The following is a 5,602-nucleotide window of genomic DNA, read 5'->3' on the forward strand; positions in this document are numbered from 1 at the left end:
TGGTTGGTTTTTCTGGGCTTTAACGTTTTTGTTTTTGTTCGGAGAGTTTGATCCTGGCTCAGGACGAACGCTGGCGGCGTGCTTAACACATGCAAGTCGAACGCTGAAGCCCAGCTTGCTGGGTGGATGAGTGGCGAACGGGTGAGTAACACGTGAGTAACCTGCCCCCTTCTTTGGGATAACGCCCGGAAACGGGTGCTAATACTGGATATTCACTGATCTTCGCATGGGGGTTGGTGGAAAGGTTTTTTCTGGTGGGGGATGGGCTCGCGGCCTATCAGCTTGTTGGTGGGGTGATGGCCTACCAAGGCTTTGACGGGTAGCCGGCCTGAGAGGGTGACCGGTCACATTGGGACTGAGATACGGCCCAGACTCCTACGGGAGGCAGCAGTGGGGAATATTGCACAATGGGCGAAAGCCTGATGCAGCGACGCCGCGTGAGGGATGACGGCCTTCGGGTTGTAAACCTCTTTCGCTCATGGTCAAGCCGCAGCTTTGGGTTGTGGTGAGGGTAGTGGGTAAAGAAGCGCCGGCTAACTACGTGCCAGCAGCCGCGGTAATACGTAGGGCGCGAGCGTTGTCCGGAATTATTGGGCGTAAAGGGCTTGTAGGCGGTTGGTCGCGTCTGCCGTGAAATCCTCTGGCTTAACTGGGGGCGTGCGGTGGGTACGGGCTGACTTGAGTGCGGTAGGGGAGACTGGAACTCCTGGTGTAGCGGTGGAATGCGCAGATATCAGGAAGAACACCGGTGGCGAAGGCGGGTCTCTGGGCCGTTACTGACGCTGAGGAGCGAAAGCGTGGGGAGCGAACAGGATTAGATACCCTGGTAGTCCACGCTGTAAACGTTGGGCACTAGGTGTGGGGGCCACCCGTGGTTTCTGCGCCGTAGCTAACGCTTTAAGTGCCCCGCCTGGGGAGTACGGCCGCAAGGCTAAAACTCAAAGGAATTGACGGGGGCCCGCACAAGCGGCGGAGCATGCGGATTAATTCGATGCAACGCGAAGAACCTTACCAAGGCTTGACATGCACGGCGACACTGCAGAGATGTGGTGGCATTTAGTTGGTCGTGTGCAGGTGGTGCATGGTTGTCGTCAGCTCGTGTCGTGAGATGTTGGGTTAAGTCCCGCAACGAGCGCAACCCTTGCCCTATGTTGCCAGCACGTGATGGTGGGGACTCGTGGGGGACTGCCGGGGTTAACTCGGAGGAAGGTGGGGATGACGTCAAATCATCATGCCCCTTATGTCTTGGGCTTCACGCATGCTACAATGGTTGGTACAGAGGGTTGCGATACTGTGAGGTGGAGCGAATCCCTTAAAGCCAGTCTCAGTTCGGATTGGGGTCTGCAACTCGACCCCATGAAGGTGGAGTCGCTAGTAATCGCAGATCAGCAACGCTGCGGTGAATACGTTCTCGGGCCTTGTACACACCGCCCGTCACGTCACGAAAGTTGGTAACACCCGAAGCCCATGGCCTAACCGTTTTTGCGGGGGGAGTGGTCGAAGGTGGGATTGGCGATTGGGACGAAGTCGTAACAAGGTAGCCGTACCGGAAGGTGCGGCTGGATCACCTCCTTTCTAGGGAGCCCAGTTTTGTGGGGGACGATCATTGCGCCTGTTGTGGGTGTGTGGTTGTTTTCTTGTGCCTGCATGTGTACGCCACCTGATGTGGGTGGTGGGTGTGGGTGCGTTTCGTGGGTTGGGCATATAAAGTTTTTAGCAGATGAGCACACTGTCGGGTTCACGTTCAACACCGTGTGAGCGTCCGCCGCTTGTTGTGGTGGTTGCCTGCATGCCCGGCCTGGATCGTTTGTGGTTTGGGTGTCTGGGTGTGTGTGGTGGGTTGTTTGTGATTTGTATAGTGGTTGCGAGCATATTTGTTCTGTACTGTTTTTTGTGTTTTGTTTAGTTTTATTGGGCATTCGGTGGATGCCTTGGCATCAAGAGCTGATGAAGGACGTTGCGGCCTGCGATATGCCTCGGGGAGCTGGCGAGCGAGCGTTATTATCCGAGGGTGTCCGAATGGGGGAACCTAACCTGGGTTGTGCTGGGTTACCATCATCTGAACGTGTATAGGGTGGTGGGGGGAACGCGGGGAAGTGAAACATCTCAGTACCCGCAGGAAAAGATATTCCGTGAGTAGTGGCGAGCGAAAGCGGAGGAGGCTAAACCAGATGCGTGTGAGAGGCGGCGGCCGTTGCGTGTTTGGTGTTGTGGGGCCACATCGGATCCTTCTGCCGGGGGGTCGCGCGTGTTGTTGCTGGGAGTTGAACAGTCTGGGATGGCTGACCGTAGAGCGTGAGAGTCGTGTAAGCGGACCGGTGGCAGGGCGTGTGGGTGTGGTACCCGAGTAGCGCGGGACTCGTGAAATCTCGTGTGAATCTGCCAAGACCACTTGGTAAGCCTAAATACTACTTGATGACCGATAGTGCATAGTACCGTGAGGGAATGGTGAAAAGTACCCCGGGAGGGGAGTGAAATAGTACCTGAAACCGTGTGCCTGTAAGCCGTCAGAGCCTTGTGGGGTGATGGCGTGCCTTTTGAAGAATGAGCCTGCGAGTTAGTGATACGTGGCGTGCTTAACCCGTGTGGGGTATGCGTAGCGAAAGCGAGTCTGAAAGATGGCGTTTGTCGCGTGTTCTAGACCCGAAGCGGGGTGATCTACCCATGGTCAGGTTGAAGCAGAGGTAAGACTGTGTGGAGGACCGAACCCACCAGGGTTGAAAACCTGGGGGATGAACTGTGGGTAGGGGTGAAAGGCCAATCAAACTCCGTGATAGCTGGTTCTCCCCGAAATGCATTTAGGTGCAGCGTCGCGTGGTCCCTGGTGGAGGTAGAGCTACTGGATGGCCGATGGGCCCTATGGGTTACTGACGTCAGCCAAACTCCGAATGCCATTAGGTGTAGCGCGGCAGTGAGACTGCGGGGGATAAGCTTCGTAGTCGAGAGGGAAACAGCCCAGATCATCAGCTAAGGCCCCTAAGCGTACGCTAAGTGGGAAAGGATGTGGAGTCGCGGTGACAACCAGGAGGTTGGCTTAGAAGCAGCCATCCTTGAAAGAGTGCGTAATAGCTCACTGGTCAAGTGGTTCTGCGCCGACAATGTAGCGGGGCTCAAGCGTACCGCCGAAGCTGTGGCAACAACACGCAATGCTGGCGCCAGGAACTGGAGTGCTGGTGTGTTGTTGGGTAGGGGAGCGTCCTGCACGAGGTGAAGCCTGGAGGGAACTTCTGGTGGATTGTGTGGGAGTGAGAATGCAGGCATGAGTAACGAATCTGCGGTGAGAATCCGCAGCGCCGATTGACTAAGGGTTCCAGGGCTAGGTTTATCCGCCCTGGGTTAGTCGGGTCCTAAGGCGAGGCCGACAGGCGTAGTCGATGGACAACCAGTTGATATTCTGGTACCGCGTTATGACCGCCCATGCTGAAGTCATTGTGCTAACCAATTTGCTCACGCCGCCACTAAGCCTTCGGGTTTGTTGGTGTGTGTGGGTCTTGGGGCCCCGGTGATTGTAGGCAAGCGTGTTAACAGGGGTGACGCAGACAGGTAGCTGCAGTGCGCCGATGGTTGTGCGTATTTAAGGTTGTGGCCCGCCGCCCAGGTAAATCCGGGGGGCATGGAGGGTGAGAACTGATGAGGGACACACGCGTGTGTGGACTTGTGGTGATCCTATGCTGCCGAGAAAAGCCTCGACGTGAGGGCATAACGCGCCCGTACCCTAAACCGACTCAGGTGGTCAGGTAGAGTATACCGAGGCGTTCGAGTGAATCGTGGTTAAGGAACTCGGCAAAATTCCTCCGTAACTTCGGGATAAGGAGGACCCCGTGACTTCCCCGTGCCTTGCGCGCGGTGTGGGGTTGTGGGGTCGCAGAGAATAGGGAGAAGCGACTGTTTATCAAAAACACAGGTGCGTGCGAAGCCGTAAGGCGATGTATACGCACTGACGCCTGCCCGGTGCTGGAAGGTTAAGAGGAACCGTCAACACTCCTTGTGGGTGTGAAGCGGTGAATTTAAGCCCCAGTAAACGGCGGTGGTAACTATAACCATCCTAAGGTAGCGAAATTCCTTGTCGGGTAAGTTCCGACCTGCACGAATGGCGTAACGACTTCTCCGCTGTCTCAACCGCGAACTCGGTGAAATTGCAGTACGAGTAAAGATGCTCGTTTCGCGCAGAAGGACGGAAAGACCCCGGGACCTTTACTATAGCTTGGTATTGGTGTTCGCTTGGACTTGTGTAGGATAGGTGGGAGACTGTGAAGCTGCCGCGCCAGCGGTGGTGGAGTCGTCGTTGAAATACCATTCTGGTTCAAGCGGTCACCTCAACCTAGACCCGTGATCCGGGTTGGGGACAGTGCCTGGTGGGTAGTTTAACTGGGGCGGTTGCCTCCTAAAATGTAACGGAGGCGCTCAAAGGTTCCCTCAGCCTGGTTGGTAATCAGGTGGCGAGTGCAAGTGTACAAGGGAGCTTGACTGTGAGACCGACGGGTCGAGCAGGTGCGAAAGCAGGAACTAGTGATCCGGCCATGGCACGTGGGTGCGTGGTCGCTCAACGGATAAAAGGTACCCCGGGGATAACAGGCTGATCTTGCCCAAGAGTCCATATCGACGGCATGGTTTGGCACCTCGATGTCGGCTCGTCGCATCCTGGGGCTGGAGTTGGTCCCAAGGGTTGGGCTGTTCGCCCATTAAAGCGGTACGCGAGCTGGGTTCAGAACGTCGTGAGACAGTTCGGTCCCTATCCTCTGTGCGCGCAGGAAACTTGAGAAGGGCCGTCCCTAGTACGAGAGGACCGGGATGGACGAACCTCTGGTGTGCCAGTTGTACCGCCAGGTGCATGGCTGGTTGGCTACGTTCGGAAGGGATAACCGCTGAAAGCATCTAAGCGGGAAGCCTGCTTCAAGATGAGGTTTCCACGCCCCCACTGTGGGGTGAGAGGCCCCCGCCAGACTAGCGGGTTGATAGGCCAGAGGTGGAAGCACCGCGAGGTGCTCGTGAGCCGACTGGTACTAATGGGCCAACACTAAACAACACCCAACACACAAACAACGTTGGGGTGAACAAAAACCAGGCAACGAAACAGCCGCAACCACTATACAAACCACGATCAACCCACACCCCACCAAACACGGTGAGGGGAGTGTTGAACACCAATTCTTGTGGTGGTCATAGCACCGGGGAAACGCCCAGCCTCCATTCCGAACCTGGAAGCTAAGCCCGGCAGCGCCAATGGTACTGCAACCGCCAGGTTGTGGGAGAGTAGGACACCGCCACAACACACGTAACGAGAGGGTCGGCCGCGAAAGCGTGCCGTCCCTCTCGTTTTTACAGCTGAATACCACCCCGTGACCACCAGTCGTCTAATATTGGGTGGTTGAACGCGCTTCGCGCACCAGTCACAAGAGCGTCATGTGGCGCAGGAATAGAGGATAGACACCATGGCAGAAGAGACTCGAGGACGCGGCGAATTCGGCCGTGGTGGATACCAGAAGCGTGAGCCCCAGTGGCGTGATCGCCAGTCTGATCGTTCGGACCGTGGGGATCGCGGTGGTTTCCAGCGTCGTGATGACCGTCGTGGTGGCTACCAGCAGCGTGACGATCGTCGTGG

At 56.6% G+C, this 5,602-nt stretch carries 1 protein-coding gene and 3 rRNA genes; 3 read left to right on the plus strand and 1 reads right to left on the minus strand.

Features of this window, described 5'->3' with window-relative positions; translation table 11 throughout:
* Positions 1-35 precede the first annotated feature (35 nt).
* The 3 genes from HMPREF1478_RS08105 to rrf all read left to right on the plus strand — a co-directional run bounded on the left by HMPREF1478_RS08105 (position 36) and on the right by rrf (position 5,270).
* Positions 36-1,575: ribosomal RNA gene (locus HMPREF1478_RS08105) — 16S ribosomal RNA — on the plus strand.
* 324 nt (positions 1,576-1,899) lie between these two features.
* Positions 1,900-5,026 (plus strand): 23S ribosomal RNA (locus tag HMPREF1478_RS08110).
* A 126-nt stretch (positions 5,027-5,152) separates the two neighbouring features.
* A 5S ribosomal RNA gene (gene rrf, locus HMPREF1478_RS08115) occupies positions 5,153-5,270 on the plus strand.
* The 16S, 23S and 5S rRNA genes sit together here, the layout of an rRNA operon.
* 120 nt (positions 5,271-5,390) lie before the next feature.
* On the opposite strand, the gene HMPREF1478_RS10725 is transcribed toward rrf, so the two are convergent.
* Positions 5,391-5,602, minus strand: a 212-nt coding sequence (locus HMPREF1478_RS10725) for a hypothetical protein (protein WP_016461591.1), incomplete at its 5' end; no start/stop codon positions are given.

This window comes from Actinomyces sp. HPA0247, from assembly GCA_000411415.1.
Taxonomy (GTDB): domain Bacteria; phylum Actinomycetota; class Actinomycetes; order Actinomycetales; family Actinomycetaceae; genus Pauljensenia.